General features: G+C 32.8%; 10 protein-coding genes. 1 reads left to right on the top strand and 9 read right to left on the bottom strand.

Annotation, left to right across the window (positions count from 1 at the left end; all coding sequences use genetic code 11):
• Positions 1-342: 342 nt before the first annotated feature.
• Positions 343-477, top strand: a complete 135-nt coding sequence (locus tag BQ9840_RS13110) for an HNH endonuclease (protein WP_143254327.1) — start codon at positions 343-345, stop codon at positions 475-477.
• 137 nt (positions 478-614) lie between these two features.
• Here the strand turns inward: BQ9840_RS13110 and BQ9840_RS12540 are convergent, their stop codons facing one another.
• The 9 genes from BQ9840_RS12540 to BQ9840_RS08925 all read right to left on the bottom strand — a co-directional run bounded on the left by BQ9840_RS12540 (position 615) and on the right by BQ9840_RS08925 (position 19,456).
• Positions 615-758 carry a hypothetical protein gene (locus BQ9840_RS12540; protein ID WP_159436132.1) on the bottom strand — a complete coding sequence of 48 codons (144 nt, stop codon included), beginning with the start codon at positions 756-758 and terminating at the stop codon, positions 615-617.
• A gap of 9 nt (positions 759-767) precedes the next feature.
• Complete coding sequence (locus tag BQ9840_RS08960) at positions 768-1,166, bottom strand: hypothetical protein (protein WP_077369461.1); 399 nt, start codon at positions 1,164-1,166, stop codon at positions 768-770.
• 351 nt (positions 1,167-1,517) lie between these two features.
• Positions 1,518-1,814: a hypothetical protein gene (locus tag BQ9840_RS08955; RefSeq protein WP_077369460.1), complete on the bottom strand. Its 297-nt coding sequence runs from the start codon at positions 1,812-1,814 to the stop codon at positions 1,518-1,520.
• A 113-nt stretch (positions 1,815-1,927) separates the two neighbouring features.
• Positions 1,928-5,050, bottom strand: a complete 3,123-nt coding sequence (locus BQ9840_RS08950) for a hypothetical protein (RefSeq protein WP_077369459.1) — start codon at positions 5,048-5,050, stop codon at positions 1,928-1,930.
• 86 nt (positions 5,051-5,136) lie between these two features.
• Complete coding sequence (locus BQ9840_RS08945) at positions 5,137-8,313, bottom strand: Ig-like domain-containing protein (RefSeq protein ID WP_077369458.1); 3,177 nt, start codon at positions 8,311-8,313, stop codon at positions 5,137-5,139.
• Between the two features lie 217 nt (positions 8,314-8,530).
• Entirely contained in the window at positions 8,531-9,673 is a 1,143-nt protein-coding gene (locus tag BQ9840_RS08940; RefSeq protein ID WP_077369457.1) for a S41 family peptidase, read from the bottom strand.
• Between the two features lie 136 nt (positions 9,674-9,809).
• Positions 9,810-11,273, bottom strand: coding sequence for an S-layer homology domain-containing protein (locus tag BQ9840_RS08935; RefSeq protein ID WP_077369456.1), 1,464 nt, complete (start codon positions 11,271-11,273; stop codon positions 9,810-9,812).
• Between the two features lie 159 nt (positions 11,274-11,432).
• The gene (locus tag BQ9840_RS08930) at positions 11,433-13,187 is read right to left on the bottom strand and encodes a hypothetical protein (RefSeq protein ID WP_077369455.1); all 1,755 of its coding nucleotides are present in this window, start codon (positions 13,185-13,187) and stop codon (positions 11,433-11,435) included.
• A gap of 17 nt (positions 13,188-13,204) precedes the next feature.
• Positions 13,205-19,456 carry an IPT/TIG domain-containing protein gene (locus tag BQ9840_RS08925; RefSeq protein WP_077369454.1) on the bottom strand — a complete coding sequence of 2,084 codons (6,252 nt, stop codon included), beginning with the start codon at positions 19,454-19,456 and terminating at the stop codon, positions 13,205-13,207.
• Positions 19,457-19,522: the final 66 nt, after the last annotated feature.

Raw genomic sequence — 19,522 nt, 5'->3', positions numbered from 1 at the left:
AGTATAAACTGCCATACTGAAGACTTAACCAGTGTGGCTTTTTACTGTATAAAAAAAAGAGGCCCTAGAACTTAGGATTGCTCCCTTGTCCATTTGGGTCTCTCATTTTGTTCATTCCAAAAATTTCAGATGTAGTATTTTTACTGGAGAAGTTTACTCTCTTGAAATTGCTAATTATCCACTGAAGATTCCGATTGTGGCTTTTTATTATTTTCTAAAATTTTGCTATAACTTGCTGTTGAAAGGTAACTAATAATAAGAGCATTCATTAATATTAAGAGAATATTTATTAATCCATCACGAAAATTGCTCCATAACACTTCACTATCAGATAGAGTTTTTATGAGCGATAGAATTAGTGAATATCCAAAAACTATAAATTCAGTTTCAAACTTATTATCCTTATGCTTTAATTTACATATCTTATTTATTGATCTTTTCGTAAATTCTGTAGCAGCCACAACAGCAAATAATTGAAATGTAAAATTTCCAACATTATCAAGTGTTAAAAAGTCTTGCTCCATGTTCCCATCCCCCTCTAATCAAAGTATAGTCCTTTTTCTTTGCGATAAAATTTGAAACCTTTATAGTTCACATTCTATTCTTTAAAAAATCTATATTCTTGATTTTTCTAGCCTTTTAATCATTTTAGGCACATCATCAAGAATACCTCCAAAAGATCTTTTAATAATAGATGCTTTAACTAATCCATTTTCATCTTGGTGGGTTTTCAAAAATTCCAAAGCTGTAAACCACATATAAATATTTCAAAAATCTTCCTCACTTATATTACTATGAATTGCTGCCAATCTATCTGGCCAACTTTTATCTACTAGAAACTGCTGTATTGGATATTTAATTTCAGGATCAGAATTAGCAAACCGATTAATATCATTATAAGTTAACTTTAATTGCAATACTAACATATCTCTCTGCTTTTTCTTTTCAATGCCATTATATAAAGTTATTTTAACACCTATAAAAGTAAATATCCCACCTAGTATGGCTCCTATATAACTGCCTAAAAATGATACCCAGTCTGAATTGCTTATATTAGAATACACAGTATTTCCTATTATCAATCTATCTATTATAAGCGGAAAAATACTAACTATAATTATAAAAGTCAGACCAAATATTATGTATTTTAAATTTAACCTTTTCATCTTCCCCCTCCCCCTTTTACCCCCATTATATAACAAAACCCCCAAGGATTAAATCCCTGAGGGTATGTTACTTTACAGTACCCTTGCTAGAGCCCTTCTTTACCTTATTAGCAAGTTTCGACAAAAGTCGGGAGATACCGGGTACCTTTGCGAGGGGGAGGATTACTCCCCTGAGCTTATTCCCATGCTATGATAAGTCCTTAGCAAATAATGTAGCTGTACTATTTGACGAAGCTAAGACAATATACATATCTTTAAAAAAGACATCAAGCTAATAAAAGAAATTTGAATTCTATAACTACATCTGTAAACTAAGCTAGTGTGGCTTTTTCTATTCATAAAAGAGAGACCCTAGGACTTAGGATTGTTCCTTTGTCCATTTGAGTCTCTCTTTATTATCAGCAAGTTTCGACAAAAGTCGGGTGGTACCCGGTACCTTTGCGCATCTAACATATCACATGCAGCAAACACACCTTCAAGTATATCTCCTTTTCCCTTCCCTTTTTCTTCTTCGACCCAAGATTTAGGAGTGTTAAATTTTATAGAGCCTAAATCTACAAACCTTTTAGCATACTTCTTATTAGTACAGCGTAATATTGCAAATAACTCATTGGGTTTCTCCCACGAATTATTATCCCTACGCCCCATCCCCCTACCTCCATCATATAACAAAACCCCCAAGGATTAAATCCCTAGGGTATATGCTAATATATTAAAAAAGTGGAGGAAAAACTCCCCCACTTCTTTTAGTGATCATTTAATTATTTTACTATAACTATTGGTGTTTCTGTAACTTTTAGTTCGTTACCAGCTTCATCAGCTATTTCCATTTTACCATTGTTATTCATTACTATTTCTATTTCTGCCTTGTTAATTATTGTATTATCATTTGCTATTTCTATTTCTAAGATATTAGAACCGTTAGCATTTACTGACAATATGCTTACTAATTCTCCGTTTATTTTAACTTTGAAGTTTCTAATAGCTGATGTTGGAAGTGCATCTTCAACTAAAACTACTGGTTCGTCAAATTTTAATAGTAATTTGTTACTTCCTTCTATCTTGCCAGATACATATTCAGGAGCAGTATTGTCTTTTAGACCTTCTACTACTACTGATACTTCAGCCATCATTCCTTCTTCTATATGTCTTAATCCTCTTACTGTTAAGTCAGCTGGTCCATCTTTCTTTATTGAACCTTCTGGCAATTTGATTCTGATAACTTTGTATTTATCAGCTGTTTGATATCCTGCACTTGTAGCTGCACTAATAGTCGCCAAACCAGATACTAGTAATACATCTTCATCTTTTGCATCTGCAAATAATACATCTGCTTTTGTTACTTCACGTTCTGTAAGTGTTTTACCATTTAGTACATAGTTGTCTAGGTCTTCTACTGAATCTTTAGTTGGTAATCCAGTTACTAGGATTACTAATTCATCAGTATTTCTATCATATGCAATTAATTTCTTTGAAGTTTGTGGAACTTTGTTTTCTTTTCCAGTAGGAGCAGTTTTATCTTCTCCAATTATTATTGTTACATTAGCTGCAACAGATGTATATCCATGTTCATCAGTTCCAGTAGTATTAGCTCTTCCTGATTCATCTAGGAATATTGCAGTAGCAGCTGTTGTACCTGTTTGTACTGTTAAACCAGTATCTTTTCCAAGATAATCATCTGATGCTACTCCTTTTGGTAAACTTACTTCGAATGTTGCTCCTGATTTAAGTTGTTGTAAATTAGTTAATTCAGTATTAGTTTTATCGACTAATAGATTTGTGCCTTTTAAGTCGATTACTAATTCATTAGTAGTTCCATCTATGTGAGCTTTACCAGCTGCAGCTGCAGCTACATAATCTATATCTACATATCTGTTAACTTTATCTTCGTTATCATTTACATATTCTACTTTTACTCTAATGCCATCAACTACGGATGTAATATAGTCTTTAGCATTGTTTGTAAATATTTTTTCCTGGATTGCTTTTACAGTTGAATCTGTTACCCAGTTTTCTGGATTAACATCTGTAAAGCCTATTCTTAATTTTAAGTCTGTAGAACTTGCATCTGCATATTCTATATCTATTTGATCTGTATTAAGTGTTGGTGCTTGTCTGTCAATTTCTATATGCATATTTTCTTCTGTACATGTTTCAAACTCTGGTGTAGTTGCTTTTGATTCTACTACTACTGTTTTGTTTAGATAGAATCCACCTTTAAAGTCAACTCCCTCTGCTGCAGTTGTTGCCTTATATTTTGCTGGGAATGCAACATATGCATAGTATTTTCCGTCATCTGGATTTTGTGCAAATGTTAATTTATTTGTTGTTCCATCAAATTCTACTACTACATCAGTTTTGTCCATAGCTGCTTCTTTAATTACTACATTTACTGCTCCAAGTGTTGCTTCTGCTGCTGCCTTATTTCCTTCAATTCTCAATACATTATCTAATACTTGTTCTACTCCTAAGATTTTTACTGTATCAGGTGTTGTTGGAGGTGTTGTTTCGTCTTCTACAACTTTGATGTTAAATGATATAGCTTCTTGAATTATGTTTCCTGCTAAGTCTCTGATCCCTGTTAATGCTACTACAAAAGTATCACCTTTTGTTGGTGTTAAACCTTCAAGGAATCCATTAGTTGAACCAAGGTCTATTGTAGCTAATTTTGCATCATCATATGTTGTAGTTGCAACTTTTTCTATTGCAATAGCATTTGCTCCAACTGTATTTGTAGTTGTATTTAATTCTTTACCATCTCTATAAACTTTAACTTCTTTACCTACAGTATTATGAGCTTCTAGTGGCTCACTAAATTCTAATACTATCTTATCATCAACTTTTACATCTACTGTTTTGCTTAAATCTACATCTTTAGTTACAGTAGTATCTGCATGTAATATTGAAACTGCCTTCAATTCTGGTTTTACATTATCTTTAACTATTATTTCTTCTACTGCTGTATCAATGGATTTTTTACCACTTGCATCTTTTACATCTCTTACAGCAAATTTAAAGCTTACACCTTCTCTTAGTACTTTTTCTGTTGTTCCACTAGTAACCATGTCTTTAATTGTTAATCCGTTATCAAATCTAGCATCTTCTGGTAGGTTGATTGTTACTACTGTTTTATCAGCTTCTCTTGATGCTGTAATGTTTGTTCTAGCAGCTGCAGTTCCCCACCAACCAGTATTAGTTGTATCAATATCTGCTAAAGTGTTGTTTTTAGTTACATCTCCTGCTACCCCTAATTTTCCAGCTAAACCATCTACTAATTCAAAGTAGTAGTTTGCAGGGTCTGTAGCTGATGTTTCGTTTACTACTCTATTGAATGTAACTTTCATTTGTCTGTAGTTAACTAATTCAACACTTTCAACTTCAGCTTTTTCTACAGGTTCTACTGGCGCTGCAAAGTTAACTTTTTCTGTGAACTTTTGACCTTTGTATTCAAATTCAACAGTGTTTTCACCTTCAGTTAACTCTTTTACAGTAAAATTTTCAACATCACCATTTGAAAATTTTACTCTTATTTCTGTTGCATTAATAGCACTTATCTCTACAACTTTTAATTCATCTTCAACTGGTTTTTCATCTACTGGAGTTAAATCTTTAACTGCTTCTTCTAAAGTTAGATCCTTGTCTGCTTGCATTTTTTCAGTTATTTCGGATAAATTGTATGTTTTTTCTCCCACTTCAATTACATAGTTTTGTGGATTATCATTTAAATCTAATAGCACCATGGGATCTTCAAACCAATCTAATAGAGAGTACTCTTTATTAGTTTGAGTATTCTTTAAATCAAGTTCTGCAGCAAATACACTTGAAAATGTTGACAATATTAGAACCATAACCAATAAAAGTGACGCTGTTCTCTTGTTTTTCATCTACGAAAACCCTCCTTCATTTTTTTAATACTCAACTTGTTCCCATATTGAGAACAAGTTGAGTTTTTTATTCTTACAATAACATTCTATTGTTGAGCAAGAATTGGTTGTCCTTCAACTACCACTTGTACTTTTACTGGAGCCTTATCAAAAGTACCATTTGATACTACATAGCCATCTTTAATACCAGCTACTGTATAGTCATTATCATCGATAACAAATTTTTCAACTTTATCGTTTTTAGTTTCATCACTTAATTTTACCTTTACTACAAATTTTCTTATAGCTGTTATTTCAACTACTTCAAGTTTTGCTGTTAGTTCTGCTGGTTCTTCAACTGTCTTTAATCCAGCTATAGCTTCTTCTAAAGCTTTAGCAGCTGCTTCAACTTCTTCTTTAGTAGCTTTTTCGTTAGCTTTTACTTCTTCAGCTTTCTTTAAAGCTGCTTCAAATTCTTTATAAGATTTTTCTGTGTATTTTTCTTTGTCTGCTACAACTTTAACTGCATTTGCTATAGCATTAACTAGTTCAGTTTTGTCAACTGGTTTAACTTCATCTTCTACTTCTTTAATCTCTTCAGCTACTACTGCACCGTCAGTTTTGTTTGCTTTATTTCCAGCTATGTCTCTTATAGCACTTGGGCTAGTTATTTCTATTTCATAAGCTGTTCCTTTTTCAACATGTTGTTCTGTTACTATTGTAACAGTTTTTCCACTTACAGTTGATACAACGTCAGCTTTACTCATATCTACAGATTTTCCATCTGATGATCTCTTAATAGTCAAGTCTCTCTTGATTAATCCTTCATAGTCTTTGCTTAATTCTTCATCAAATGTTAATACAAGTGTAAGTTTTGTTGCTGATTTATTTATTGTTCCTTCAGCTTCTTTTAATGTTGGTGCTATTCCATCAGCTACTTTTATAGCTTGTTTTCCTACCTTAACATCTAAAACAGTTTCAATTTTATTTCCATCAGCTATTGCTAGTGTTACACCAGTAAGTGCTGGATCTAAGTCTTTTGTTGTTTCAATAACTACATCTTTTGTTCCATTAACAACAACTCTGTCTATTTCAAATCCTTTATAATCAAAATCGCTTGCTTTAGCTGCAGTTATTGGATGTGAGAATTCTAATTCTATAGTTCTCTTATCTGTAGCTTCTGCTTCAGCTGTAACTATTCCTTCAGTGAAATCAATTACTTCACCATATTTTTGTACTCTATTTTCAGATGTGTCTTGTATTAAACCTGATAGGATAACTCCTACGATATCTTTACCCTTACCAAATGTCAAGTTTTTAATTTTAACTTTATTGATTTTACATCCTTCTAATTCAAGTATAACAGCTTTTCCATCTTGAATAACATTTACATTGCCACCTAGATCATCTACTGCATATCTTGTTCCATCTTTGTGAACTAACATATAGTTAGCTGGATTTGCAATAGTTTCTACATCCATTTTCTTATTGAATAGTATGTGAATAGTTTCCTTTTCAGGATTTACTGTTACTGCGTTAACTACTGGTCTCTTATAATTACCAGCTGTTATTGTTTCTTTGTATGGTAAAATTGTGTTAGCTAATTTTGTATTATCTCTAATACCTGTTATTTCTAATGTATAATCTTTGCTTTCTTTTAAGTTACTATATAAAACAATTGTAACTGTTCTTCCATCAGCACTAAGGTCTAATGATTTAATGCTTACTTTCTTACCATCTTCATCTTTTATTACATAGTTTCTCTTATCAGTAGCATCTTCTTTGTTTATTCTCTTGTTGAATTTAACTTCTATTTCATTTACATCTACTTCTACTTCTAGTACTTCTGGTCTTGTTTGATCTATTTCAGCTTTGAAAGCTACATCTTGTGCTTTCATTTCGTTACCTGAATAGTCTTTTATTTCTTTTACAGTTATTGTTGTTTCATATGTTGGTAATGTCTTAGTTCCTGAGAATTCAAATGCATATCTATTCCCTGAAAGTCTAACTGCCTTGTCAGCCTTATTGGATTTAGCGCCACCCCAGTATAGACTATCTTTTGAAACTGTAGCATCATCTACATCTTCGCTAAATGTAACAATTACTCTTTCAAGAGTACCTTTTACATCTACTACTGTTGGAGCTTCTTTGTCTTCTACTATTGTGAATTCAAGTTCTTTTTCTACTGATTTGAATCCAGCATAGTCTTCTAATGACTTAACTACTAGCTTGTGATCTCCTACTGAAAAATCTGAACCGTAAGGTTTAAGGACGATTTCTCTTCCTGTAGTACTTACTGATCCATAGTATGATTTTCCATCAATCTTGAAGTTTGATGATTTAGCACTCTTAACTGGTTCTGACATAAGAACTTTAATAGCTTTTGTTCCTAATCCTGCTACTTCTTCTACTTCTGGAACAGTGTTGTCATAAGCTTTAAATTTATAGTCTTTGTTTAATTCTTTTGCGTCTTTTAGTCCTCTAATAGTAAGTTTGTATTCTTTTTTGTTTGTCATATTACCTTCTAGTGTTAAGATAACAATACTATCATCTACTAATTGAACGTCTTTAACTGAACCTGCATTTGTAGTATAGATATCTCTATCTTCTACATTGTCTCTATCAACAGCTTTGTTGAATACAACTTTGATTTCTTTTAAGTTGTCAGCTCTAACTTCTTTAACTTCTAGAACTGCTGGTTGAGGTAATTTTAATTCTAGATGTTCAGCTAAAGTCTTGTCGCTGTCTTTCATCTTAGTCTTAAGAGCTGTTAGAGTAAGTTCTGCTAATCTTGCTCTTGTTGCGTCTTTTGTAAGATCAGCGTCTTTTTCAACTAATTTAAGTTCTACAGCTTTTGCAGGAACTTCTTCCCATTTAACTTCGCCATAGCCTAATGCTCTTAATAAGAAAGCTACAACTTCGTTTTCTTTAACTTCCCTATCAAATCCAAATTTGTTGTCGCCAACACCATTTGTTAATTCTTTAGCTTCTGCCCATGCTATGTATGGCACATAGAATGAGTCTGCTACGTCTGTGAAGGATACTTCTCCTTCAAAAGCTTTTGCTTCGTCTTCTACTCCTAGTAGACGGCTAAGCATAACTACCATGTCTTGTCTCTTTAAATTTTTGTCTAACATTAAGTCGCCTTCTGCGTTTCCTTTAAGAATTCCTAAGTCATTTAGGATTTCTGCTGGAGTTGCTTCCTTAGCTTCTTCTGCGAAAGCAAATCCAAAGCTAGATAGTACCATTGCTAGTACTAATAGTAATGAAAGTGTTCTTTTCATTTTTCAAAGACCTCCTTTGATATTTTGGTTTTTTAAATTTTTTATACTTTACAGATTGCAAAACATTGGAAAGATTTGCATTCTATAAAGTATTATAGCATCATCTGATTTTTAGGTCAATAAGATTCATGCTATTGTAATCAGATTGTAACATAGAGAGAGAAATTCATTCCTCTCTCTATATATTCATTATATATTAAATAAATCTGAATTACCATTACAGTTGTGTTACAATTTCTATTGCCTTTTCTAGTTGTATATCTTTTGTTAGGTCTAATGGATTTTCCTTTACTTCTATATCTGGGACTACTCCTTTGCCATTGATACTTCGCTTTTTTGGTGTTAGGTATTCAGCTATAGTTAGTTTCATACCGTCTCCATTAGGAAGAGGCCGTATTTGTTGTACTGTGCCTTTTCCATAAGAGGTAACCCCTATGATTGTCCCAACTTTTGTATCTTGTACTGCTCCAGCGAATATTTCTGAGGCACTAGCTGAGTTTTCATTTACTAATACTGCTAGTTTATATTTTGTTTTTGGCAAATATGAATAATATGTTTCTTCTATTTTTCCCCTGTGTTTGATATGAACTATCGGTCCCTTTGGGATAAACTTTCTTGAAACCTTAACTACTTCATCTAACAATCCTCCCGGATTATCCCTCAAGTCTATTATTATATCTGAAATACCTGCTTTGTCAAATTTCTTTAATACTGGAAGTAGATTTTCATAGGTATTGTCATTGAATTGAGAAATATTAATATATCCTATGTCGCCTTTTAGTATCTTATGACTTATAGGGTTTATTTTGATTTCGTCTCTAGTAATGGTTAAATAAATAGGTGTTTTATTTCTGCTTCTTTGTACTCCTATTTTCACTTTTGTTCCTATTTCTCCAGAGATAAGTTGTACTACTTCATCAGTGGTTAGTCCCTTGATGGATTTTCCATCAATAGATATTATTTTGTCTCCTGATTTCATACCTACTTTTTCTGCTGGACTTCCTTCTAGGGGAGTTACTACTTCTATGTCTCCATTAGGTTCTTGTGATATGACTACGCCCACTCCTACGAAGTTTCCATCAATGTCTTTCATGAGTGTATCTAATTCATCTTTTGTATAATACTCACTGTGTTCGTCTAGATTGTAGAATAGTCCTTGAAGAGCTCCTTCTAGTAGTTCATCTTGATTTACATCATAGACATAGTTTTCTTCTATTAGTTTCATTATTTGATGAAAATATCCTAAGGAATACTCATCTTGTACGCCTGTTTCAGCTACTGAAACAGCTGGTACAGAGAATACTGTAGATATTATTAGGGCAAATACCAAAACTATCTTATAAACGTTTCTTTTTTTCATTTTTAACCTCCTTGTTCGCTTCGCGAAAATTGTGAATTTTAAATTGTAAATTAGGCGACCAAAGGTCGCCCCTACATTTTTTAATTCACAATTCGTAATTCACAATTTAAAATTTTGAATTAGACGGCTTTGCCGTCTAATTCAATATGTTTTCTCTGTAGTCATATCTCAAATTTTCTTGAAGATAGTTGATAAAGTTTACTATTAGTTCTGATGATTCTGCCTTGGTTATATATCTATTTGGATAGAAGTAGTCGCTTTTATCTATGATACCTAGCTCCTTTGCCATATAGATATGATCTTTTGCCCAAGCAGGAATAGCATCATTGTCTTTATACCCAGTTGAATAGTTTTTAATAGGTGCTAAGTTTTGAAATCCTAAAATTCTTATGAGTATAGTTGTAGCTTCGCATCTTGTAAGAGGACTATCAGGTTCAAATTTACCTTTGCCTATTCCTTCCATGATGTGTTCCCTAGTCACCGTTTCAATATAGTTATAGTTTCTATGGTTCTTTCCTACATCTATATAAGAAGGCAATACTTCTTCTACATTTTTCTTTCGTTTATTCTTTTTAGGTTCTACTTCTTTGTATATCTCCATATCCATAGACTGAGCTATGGCCCTTGCAAAGTCTCCCCTACTCATAGGTGAATCTGGTCCTAAGTTAGTACTTTCAAGAGGTAGTGCTTCCATACTAGCTAGTAGAAAGATGTCCATTTCACTTGGAAACCCTCGTACATCCCTTACTGCTGGTATGTTGAGACGTGTTATGATTGGATTTGTGTCTATGGTGAAACTATCCTTTCCAACGTCTCTTCCTTTGGACAATTTTCCTACCTTGAATCTAGGTAAATCATAATTGTATTTTAGAACATTTTCCTGTTTTTCTGTTAGAAGAAATCCACCTTTGAAGCTTATTTGATTTGGAATATTGTCTTCATATTCATAGTCTTTGGTCATGTTGTGGGAGGATTCTACTGTAGCTGTTCCTTCCCAATTGTTTTTTGCATTTAGCTTGTCTTCATAGTTAATTGTATACTGAAGGCCTTGAGTTTCTGTAGAGGACCAGGGGCTTTGGTATCCTACTAGGTTTCCTATAGTTTGAACTGTAACTGTTTCTTCTCCCTTGTCTACTATATAAGTCTTTCTTGCAGACCAGTCCCCTGCATAATAGCCTACCAATGGTGCATTGTGTGTTACTGATCCTTGATTCCATTGATAGTTGTCATCTTTTACTTCGTATTTTTTCTTTCCTATTGTTATAGTTTCTTTGTATTTGTCTAATTCTCTTCTTGAAGTGATTTGATTTCCTTTTTTCTCTAACTTTTCTATTAGCCTAATGGATCTTTTCACTTCTACATCTTTTTTTATATTTGTTAGCTTGTAGGTATATTGTTCTGTTATTGTGTCATCTTTTTCTTTTGTTTTGATGTCTAAAGTTCCTTCTACTACTATGGGTTCTCCTGTGATGAATATTACTTCTTTGTATAGATTTTCGTTTTGTATTCCACCTTCATAGCCGGGGATGTTGACAGCTAAGCTGGATATTGGGATTAGTAATATAGATAAAATTAAAAATAACGAAATTGTTTTTTTCATGTGTTTCACCTCTTTGATTGAATTAAGAAATGGGGACGCTTGTTTGCTTCGCAAAATTTTTGAATTTTAAATTAATGAACCTAGCAACCAAAGGTCGCCTATAATTTACAATTTACAATTTACAATTCACAATTTATAATTGGACGGCAATAGCCGTCCTTAGTCTTCTACTATTAATACATAGCCTTCATCTATAGAAGATTTTTTGTTCTTTATTATATATACATTTTGCTTGTCTCTTAGTCTGTATAGTTCGTCCTTTGATAGTGGTTGGTCATTTAGTAATATGACACAGCTGTTTAAGTCTATAGTTTCATCTCCTGCGTTTTCCCATCTGTTATTTAATGTGTTATAATTTTTGGTCTTAGTTAGGGTGATGGTGTTGTTGTCTAAGTCTTTAGTCTTTATTTCTCCTATGGTACTGTAATAGGTTGTAACATTTTGCCTATACTCCTTTTGTTGTGGAGTCATGTTTAGGGCCAATACTTCACTTTCATTACCAGTTTCCTTAACTACAAAGTAGGCAGTTTTATTTTTGTAGAAGTCATTTTTGACTCTTTCTCTTATGTCCTTGTCCTTTATGTCCTTGTAGTTAATGTATCTTGAAGATACAAAAGAGCCTGATGGTATGACTTTTTTAAGTTGACTGTCATATATTAGGGTATCTTCTGTTAGGATAAATTTCTCTGAATTCTTCTTTTCTACCCACTTGTTGTCTGTAAGAAGTAAATGGTCTAGTCTATAATTGATTCTGCCTATTTTGATACCATAATCATATATGTCTTCTATTTTTCCTCTATATACTAATATCTTTGTTCCATCTATTCTGTCATCTAATATTCCTGTGCCTTCTATGGAGACAAAGCTTGCATTTCTCTGTCCTAATTTGTAGTCACTGTATACATATATATCTTGATTTTTATCTATATTAAGTGGATCCACAAGTCTTTTGTCTTTTATAACTATAGTTCCCGGATGGAAGTAAAGTGCATTGTTATCCACTACCATCTTTCCTGTACCATATTCTACATTAGACACCTTGTCCTTATAGGCTACAGATGAACCACCTTTTAGAAGAAGCTTGGATACATTCATAGTGCCAAAGCCTCCATCAAAGGCTATATATGCTTCTTCATTTTTCCTATTTTTGAGGGTTTTTAGATTTATCGTTTCTCCACCTTCATAGAGTTTGCTACTATTAACTTTTAACTTTACATTGTACCCACTATGAGGTTTCCACTTACCACCTTCATATACAGATACATCTTTTAGGAGAATGTCTTTGTTTCTTTCGTCTACTAATTCTATTTTTCCTTTGAGTATTCCTTCTATATGTCTTTCTTCGTCTTCTACTTTAATAGTAGATATGTCACTGGAATATATATCATCGAAGGTGAGCATTACTTTGTCCCCTTCTTTTATTTGAAATAGTTTAGCTCTTTCTCCGTTTTTAATTACTTCTGTGGAAGAGGTGATTTTGTATTTTTCTCTACCTTTGGAAGTCTTTATCTCTATTTCGTTTTCCTTAGCAAATAATACTTCTCCAAATCTAAATCTAGTGCCCGGAATGATGTATCCATCCCTATCTGGATCTTCTTCAGTATTGCCTACTATCTTTTGTGCGTTGTTTCCTTTTAAATTTACTGTTACTTCTTGTCCAAAGTATAACTCTTTTAAATCTACTTCTATTCCTTCTATTTCTATAATAGTTTTGTCTTGTATATTCACGATATAAGTTCTATCGTCAAAATCTATTATAGTTATTGAATTACTTTTATAGTCAATGGATTGTATAGTTCCCTTAACAACTTTCTCCTTTGGAGAGACTCTTGTAATTTCTAGAGTTTCTCCAAAAGCAAAGGAGGTTGAAAATATCAATAGTATAATCATCAATGTTAAAAGTCTATTCTTCATATTGTATCTCCTCTTTTCTACTTGTCAGATAGTAGGATAAATCTACCACTATCTACCATATTAGTAGAACTATCCTTAGTAACAAATAAATATTTGCCTTGTGCTTCATTAAATCTTGCCAAGTATATATCTTTTCTATTTGGATAAGTAATGGTATCGTGTTTCAAAAATAGTTTACCCGATTTGACCATTCTCTTTATTTCTAGCATCTCTTTTCCATAGATATAATCAAAGGAAATATTGTAAGCTTTAGAGGAAGCCTTTTTGCTTCTAGGTATATAGCTTTCCTTTTCTCTTTCAAAGTGAATTCTTATATATGCATCACTATTGCCTCTATCTTTTTTGCTTACTTCTAATGTGTATAAATCTCTAGGGTTAAATATAAAAGAGAATGTTCCATCTTTAATGGTTATTCTTGAATCTTTTCTCACCATTTCCATAGGAATTTGTACTGTGAATTTATTGTTGTTTTTGTATTTAGCTAAGGAGAAGTCTACTGTACCTACGCCTCCTATTAAATTGTCTGTCCCTATGGTCTTTATTACTCTTCCTTCAATTATTTCTTCTTTTCCTTCTCTTAATAGTTTTTGTTCTTCCTTCTTTAATTTTTCTTCTTTTTCTTTAAGTTTCTCATCTTCTCTTGCATTTAATGTTCTTACTTTTACTGTTGCAAAGTCTATTGCTGCCCCATGTTCATTTAATGCTCTTACCATAAAGATGTATTCTGTATTTACTTTAAGTCCTTTAACTAAGTATTCAGCTTCACTTGTATCTCCTATGAAGGTGTATTCTTTATCACTAGCTAGTTTTCCATATACTTCATATCTAGTTGCTCTGTTTAATATGTCTTCATCTGATTCAGACCACAAAAGCTTAACTGTAGATTCATACCCTGGTATTCCTTCCAATACTAATGGTTTTGATGGAATCGGTATTTGATATTGAAATTTGTCATACGGATCTGATATACCTCCATCTGAGTTTATTATTATGAGGTTGTTGTTTTCTAAATCCTTACCTTCCTTAAAAATAACTTTAAGTAGTTTGTCACTTTCTACCTTTACTGAAGCTGCTTCTATTCCTCCTACAACTGCTACTTCTCTGTTTTTACCTTGTGCATCTACGCCTATTATTCCTTCTCCTAATACTTTCATATCCTTAGTTAGGTCTTTTTTGTCTACTATCTTTCCACCAACTATTACTATTGCACCAGGCAAGAACATCTTTCCTGTAATGGTTACTTCTGTTTTGGTGTCATTGGTGAATAGCTTGTTTGGTGATACAGTTTCTATACTTGGTTTACTTATATAAGTGAAGTTTACTTTTCCATCAGATACACTACCATCTGGATTTTCTATTCTTACTGGTACTGGCCCAAGTTCTTCACTGGCTGGTACTGCGACTTCTATAGTTTTGTAGTCAATATACTTAATATTTTTGTCTTCAACTTTGCTCTCTCCAAAGTAAACACTTAGCTTTTCACCTTCAAAGCCTTCCATTTTTTCTCTGAAGTCTTCACCTGTGATTTTAACTTTTGTCCCACCTGTAGCTGGTCCACTTATTGGTTCTACCGTTAACACTTGAGGATCTGATTCTCCCTTTGTGAATTCTATAAATATTGGTGGAATATTCTTGTCTGAAGTTGCTGTTCCTCCATCCTTATTTTGGACTACTACTCTATTTAGTTTTCCCACTTCTGATTCTGGAACTGGTGGCATAATGAATGTTAGCTTATTTGGTAGATTATAGTCTATGTCCTTTTCTGTAATAGTTAGGATGTTTGATATTTTGATTACTGCACCTTCTCTGAAATCAGTACCTTCTATGGATATTATGTTTCCACCTTTGTTATTTACCTTCTGTACTTTTGCGTTGCCATTTATCTCTTCTCTGTATTCCTCTATAGGACCTCTTCCCTCTTTGGTAATGGTAGTTATCACTGGGTTACTATCTGGATTTTTGTATTCAAATTTTCCTTCACCTGTTCCACCATCAGGATTGATAACAAATACAGGCACATTACCTACTGTGTGATAAGAAGGTGTTTCTACTGTCATCTGAGTAGAGTTTAAATAATTAGCATCTGTTGAATATCCTCTCTCTACAATAAATTTCTTATCAGATACTTCTACTCGTATTAGTTCTTTTCCATCATATTGGTTGGATCCTTCCTTTAGTAAATTTACTGGAATATATTTTACTGTATTGTCATAGCCTAATACTTCTGTTTTGTATATTTTCTTTCCTTCTTTGATTGTCAATACTATTTTTTCGTCTACACCATTAAATTCCGCTTTTAGGCCTCCTGCTAATTCTACTGTTGACCTATTGTTATCTATTCTTCCCCCATTAGTTTTTTCTCTATCTATATTTCTATTTGATATGTCGCCAAATTTAATTAATGGCATGTTTTTAGTATTAAAATCAGATTTACCATCTATATATTCCCCAGTATATATATCCATTTCTGTAGTAGCAAATCCACTACCATGAACTTCTATCCTATCGCCACCTTGTTTTCGCCCTTCGTTGGGTATTAGTGAATCTATTTTCACTGTTGTAGCTTCGTAGTTAAATGGTACTTTGTTAGAAATTCCCCCATCATTGTTGGTTAGAAATACATCTACTTTTCCAGCCTGATTTGGTGGAGTGATAACTTTTATATATCCTCTTGAGAATTCTACTATTTTGGCTTGTTTTCCTCCAAAATATACTCTAGGTAGTATTGGTGATGCATAATAAGCATCAAATAGAGGATGATCTATAGGGGTTTTCCCTAGCACTGGACTATCTTTGTCCTCTTTTATTATATCGAGTAAATCATCCCAAGTATTATTTTTATACAAATCATTCCACTTTTCACCTTCACTCAACATTTGATTTCTGTCCTTGTCATCATAAGGTTCAAAGTATCTGAAGTCGAAACCTATTATTTCTACTATATCTCCTCCTGCTGCAGTACCTTTTGTAGGAACTAATTTGCTTATCTTTGGATTGCTTGCAGGTACAACATAGTAGAATCCTTTTTCATTACTCGCTGTACTACCATCAGGGTTTAATACTACAACTGGTACAGGCCATCTATCTGTTCCCTTTTCTTCTCTTAAATCTCCTTGGTACTTAGGTACTACTACAGTGATTTTCTTTCCATCAATAGAGACATTGGTATCTTTTACTGGTACTTCTATACCATTTATATATACTTTTGGTTTGTTAGAACTATCAGCTTCAAAGTCTTCTCCTATTATATCTATAGAGTAACCCCCTTCTACTGAACCTTCATTAGGGATAATTTCCTTGATCCTAGGTTTCAAGTCTGGTTGAGTTACATATTCAAAACCTGCTTTGCCTGTTTTGGAGTCTTTCTTTGTATCTGGGTTAATAACTGTCAAATCATAAAATCCTGGAGCTCCAAGGATAGGTACTTCAAAGTATATGGTATCTCTATCTATGACTTTAACTTTGTTACCTACTATTTGACCGTCTTCTGTTTTGTATAGGCTGGCATATTTTAGCTCTACCAACTTTTCATTGGAATTAGGCTTGTATATTGTTATTGAACTTGTAGTGACTCCTAGTTTGTGAATGTCACCGCCTTGTTTGTTGGCTACTATATTTTTGTTGTCGTCTAATTCTATCTTATAATTGTTTAATCCTCCATCAGAAAGTATTATTTCTCCATTTGGTTTTACATCCACTGTATAGTATTTACCACTTTCGTCTTTAAGAAGAACACCGTTATAATAATCTTCTGCTTTTACATTATCATCTTCTTTATAAAATAGTGCTTTTTTAGGTGAGAATGGTTCAACCTTTATTCCCTTTGTGATGGGATCTCTGTTGTATTCATTTAGCTCTACTTCTCCTAATTGAACTCTAGTTCCAATGAGTCTGTATATGCTTTCATCTGTAGCTATAGGATCTGGTTTCATGAAGTTTTCACCTTTAACTATCACTATAGTTCCAGTATTACCTCTCTTTGGTGCAAAGTCTATTATCTTTGGATTGGTAAAGGTTCTTACATAAAAGAATTCCCTTGTGTCCATTCCACCTTGAAAATTCATAACTTGAAGTTGAGTTTTTCCTTCTCTTCCTTTTGGAGCATTGAATTTTATTTCTTTTCCATCTTCTCTTCTCTTGATGGTCTTTACTTCTTCTCCATCTATAAATACTTTTACTCCTTCTTGAAAGTTGCTACCTTCTATTACTACTTGTTCACCACCGTCTACTGGAACTGTGTCTGGTTTTACGTTGGTAATAACTGGGTTTTCTCCTTCTGTTGGACACACAAATTCTACTAAATTTTCTTTTCTATGAGATAAACCATAGTTTTCTGAATTTCTAATAGGATTTTGAACTATTACATCTGCTTTACCTAAATTAGTGATTTCCGTTTCACTTGGCAATATAATTAATATTTTGCTACCTAGTTCCTTACCTTCTGTTCCATCTAGTACATTGCCTTTTTCATCAAGTACTTTTACATAGTATTTGTCTTCTTTGTCTTGATTTTTATCTATAGTTATCTCGCCTATTTGTATCTTTGGATATCTTACTATTTCATTTCCACTATCATCTCTGTATTTATGAATCATGAAGTTCTTCCCATGTATGGCTACCATACGGTTTTCTGGTATTTTATATTTAGTGCCAGATTCCACTACTTGGATTCTTTCCGGAACAATAGTTCTTATTTCAGGTTTTATTTTACTTATCAAATAAGTATAGCCATTTTTCTTCTCTGCCCTTTCTCTTATGACTATTGTGCCTCCATCCTTTTTTGTTAACACTGTTTCTGTTTCTACTACTACATCCTTTACAGGATTTGTATCTCCGTCTGTTACTTTGCTAGTTCGTACTTCTATCTCATCAAGGTCGTCCGTAAATATTACATCAAACTCTTCTCCATCGTCCCCATCTTTAGTTAAAAATGTAGCTTCTCCACCTATTATGACTTTTATCTGTCTTTTTGCTTCTGATATTTCTATTGGATTTTCCCCATCACCATAAGTTCCTTCGCCATAATTAACTGTTAATTTTTTAGCATCCTCTTCTTTGGGTTTCTCTACTATTAATTCCTTGTTTTTAGGCTTAAATTCTGGAATATTTAGTGTTCCAAAAAATTGTCCACTAATAGTTGTTTTGCTACCTGTATCTGGTCCTTTGCTAGGATCAACATCTAATATCTTTGCTTTTATTGTACCATTGATTATAGTAAACTTTTGTTCTAGAACCATTTCTTGAGTAACAGCTTTCATAGGGTCCTTTCCATCTGTTACATTAGTCAAAATCACATAGTATTCTCCAATTGGTATATTGGGAACTTCTACTGTAAGAACACTATAGTCATTATCGTCTTTAGTAACTTTTGGTTGGAATTTTCTGTTTTTACCTTTGTTTTCTACTTTGTATTCATCTGTTCCATCAGTAGCTTTTAAGAAAAATACATCATACTCCTGAAGATTTGAAGCTTCGTTTCCAATAGGTGCTTCAAAAAAAACCTTCTCTCCTGGAACACCTCTATTTGGTCTCATTTCTAGATTGTTTACATTTATTGGACTATAAAAGCTAAATTGATCCTTGTAAGTATATGTAATGGAGGTTTTTAACTTAACATTTGGATGCTTTTCATTGAAATGTTTATTTTCTTCTGTTTGTTTTTCAAAAATAATATTTTGAATTCCCAACTGTCCTGATAGGAATTCTATAAAAACTGCTCCATCAGAAATATTATTAAAATAATATGAATCTATTTGAGTTTTTCCACCGGTTTGATGTTCATAATATGCATTAATGGAATTGCTTGTATCTGCTATATTTTCTAATTTTGAACCTTTAAGCATTAAAGTACCTTTTTCATTTTCAACTTTTCTTGATACATCGCTTAATGTAGGCATAGTACCTTCATCTATTTGAATATCTTTAGTATTACCAACATCTATTTTATCAACTGGTTTTTCCTCTCCTAATTCAAATTGAAGAAGGCTATCATTATTTATCTTAGGATTTTTTAGCTCTATTGAACCTTGGCTCGTTCTAATTGTAACTGATGCATTCTTTAAATATGCACCATGAACTTCCAATATTCTCTTCTCTAAATTCCTATTTCTATCATAGATTTTATAGAGAATTACTTCGTCTATTTTGTATTTTTCTGGGTCATAGACTCCTTTTTCTTCAGCAGCAAATGCTCTGATTTCCCCTAATGGTATTAAGGGAATTAGTAGTGCAAAAATAAGAATAAGTGAAATAGCCCTTTTAATATTCATGTTATCACTCCATTTTCTATAGTATGGTCTATTAATTTTTATCGGCAAAATATGACCTTTCTTTAA

It is taken from the genome of Anaerosalibacter sp. Marseille-P3206 (assembly GCF_900155565.1).
Classification (GTDB): domain Bacteria; phylum Bacillota; class Clostridia; order Tissierellales; family Sporanaerobacteraceae; genus FUHM01.
The sequence above is the reverse complement of the archived record's forward strand: the minus strand, read 5'-3'. Positions and strand labels throughout refer to the sequence as shown.

Bases quoted from the DNA above. Each gene is read 5' to 3' on its own strand.
- BQ9840_RS13110 (WP_143254327.1), top strand. From the start codon at position 343: ATGAGCGATAGAATTAGTGAATATCCAAAAACTATAAATTCAGTTTCA.
- BQ9840_RS12540 (WP_159436132.1), bottom strand. From the start codon at position 758: ATGTGGTTTACAGCTTTGGAATTTTTGAAAACCCACCAAGATGAAAAT.
- BQ9840_RS08960 (WP_077369461.1), bottom strand. From the start codon at position 1,166: ATGAAAAGGTTAAATTTAAAATACATAATATTTGGTCTGACTTTTATA.
- BQ9840_RS08955 (WP_077369460.1), bottom strand. From the start codon at position 1,814: ATGGGGCGTAGGGATAATAATTCGTGGGAGAAACCCAATGAGTTATTT.
- BQ9840_RS08950 (WP_077369459.1), bottom strand. From the start codon at position 5,050: ATGAAAAACAAGAGAACAGCGTCACTTTTATTGGTTATGGTTCTAATA.
- BQ9840_RS08945 (WP_077369458.1), bottom strand. From the start codon at position 8,313: ATGAAAAGAACACTTTCATTACTATTAGTACTAGCAATGGTACTATCT.
- BQ9840_RS08940 (WP_077369457.1), bottom strand. From the start codon at position 9,673: ATGAAAAAAAGAAACGTTTATAAGATAGTTTTGGTATTTGCCCTAATA.
- BQ9840_RS08935 (WP_077369456.1), bottom strand. From the start codon at position 11,273: ATGAAAAAAACAATTTCGTTATTTTTAATTTTATCTATATTACTAATC.
- BQ9840_RS08930 (WP_077369455.1), bottom strand. From the start codon at position 13,187: ATGAAGAATAGACTTTTAACATTGATGATTATACTATTGATATTTTCA.
- BQ9840_RS08925 (WP_077369454.1), bottom strand. From the start codon at position 19,456: ATGAATATTAAAAGGGCTATTTCACTTATTCTTATTTTTGCACTACTA.